This window comes from Kosakonia sp. S42, from assembly GCF_016624785.1.
Classification (GTDB): domain Bacteria; phylum Pseudomonadota; class Gammaproteobacteria; order Enterobacterales; family Enterobacteriaceae; genus Kosakonia; species Kosakonia cowanii.
Window position 1 is genome coordinate 1 of the sequence record NZ_JACVTW010000075.1, and the last position, 1,403, is coordinate 1,403.

Here is a 1,403-nt window from a genome sequence, read left to right on the forward strand (position 1 = left end):
TAACCATCAACGAGGAGAAAACCAGAATGCACACACAAAACGTCAACATCAAAACCGCCGCTCAGGAATCTACCAGAAAGATGGGGGGCGAAACCGCGTCGCTCACCATCCTGATCGCTGAAAACGAATCCGGCACGACTGTCCCGGATTCTGAATGGGATGTGATGGCGTTCAGTTCGCTCGCGGAGCTGACGAAAATGCGCCGTCGCAGCCCGGAGAAAATGAAAGGCCGCTACCACTATGCACTCAGTGGCGGCGTGGATAAGCAATTTCGCCACGTTCACCTGGTGGAAGCTGACCACTTCAGACAATTCGCCCGCGAAATTAAGCGCCAGGGCTTCAGCATTTAACACGGTGCCGCCCTGACGGGCGGCAGATAAACACGAAATGGCGGCTACAGGCCGCCACCAGGAGGAAAAATATCAGCACCTGAAGCAGCACTCAGACCCACCGAAATGGCCTTCTTTCAGGTATCGCGCTCGCGCATCTGGGCTTACGCCGTGCAGTCAGGCGGGGAATGGCGTTCGACGTTCGGCGGCCAGACCCTGGCGCAGATGCGCGAGGAGATGCCCGATATGGAGCTGATCCCCACCGTGGATGCACTGAAACGCGAGAATGACGGTTACCGGCAGCCCTGGCATGAAATCAGCGAGGCGCGGTACATCGACCAGCTGGAGGTGCTGCCGCCGATGGACTGGCACCGCAGCGGTGAGTGTGAGTCGTTCAGGTCTTCGGAACGGTATGGCGGGGATGTGACCAGCATTTTTGCCCGCTTCCGTGGGCGCTTCTTTGAGTGCCGCGATCTGGACACGCTGACGCCGGAGCAGATCAGAGAGAGTCTCGTCAGCACGTTTTTTGCCGGGGAGTCAGCGAATTCCGGGCATTAAAAAAGCAGGGCTAAGCCCTGCTTAATCAACGGGCAGCACGGACCAGGTGCCGCCCTTATCAAAAACCAGATGGAGGATGCAATTCCATGATATTTGACCCGCAAACTGTCGCACAGGCGACGGCATTTGTAAATGCTCTGCGCGCAGGAAAACCCGCGCACATCCCCGCCATGCCGTTCGGGCGCTGGCAGGAGTTCATGACCACGGTTCATTCCGGTCTGGGGGCGTCGGCGGACGCAGATAATGGCAGCAGCGTTTATCCGGCGCTGGGTCTGGCATAAGGGAGGCGGCCACCCCTGCGGGGGTGGCCTGCCACACAGAGGGAGAATAACGATGAAAGTTAACCTGACTGATACTGCCCCGGAGCGCACTGCGGCTGAAACTGTCCCGGCGACTGAGCTGGGAGCGCTGGCGGCGCAGCTGCCGATCGCAGAATTCCCGGTGGTGATACACGTCAACCGACAGCGCGCCGCCCTGGCCGCCGAAGCGCTGTGGCTGTTCGCGCAACGCACCGGC

The 1,403-nt window shown here is 59.7% G+C and carries 2 protein-coding genes and 2 pseudogenes; all 4 read left to right on the plus strand.

The genetic code is table 11. From position 1 onward, the window contains the following. The first annotated feature begins 26 nt into the window (after positions 1–26). A complete protein-coding gene (locus IAE50_RS25575) occupies positions 27–350 on the plus strand; it encodes a hypothetical protein (protein WP_200134302.1) in 324 nt (107 codons plus the stop codon). A gap of 105 nt (positions 351–455) precedes the next feature. After that, positions 456–887, plus strand: a complete 432-nt coding sequence (locus IAE50_RS25580; RefSeq protein ID WP_200581684.1) for a DUF1419 domain-containing protein — start codon at positions 456–458, stop codon at positions 885–887. Positions 888–973: 86 nt separating this feature from the next. Then, a pseudogene (locus IAE50_RS25585) lies at positions 974–1,111 on the plus strand (succinate dehydrogenase flavoprotein subunit); the annotation flags it as partial. A 109-nt stretch (positions 1,112–1,220) separates the two neighbouring features. Continuing rightward, positions 1,221–1,403: pseudogene (locus tag IAE50_RS25590) on the plus strand (hypothetical protein); the annotation flags it as partial.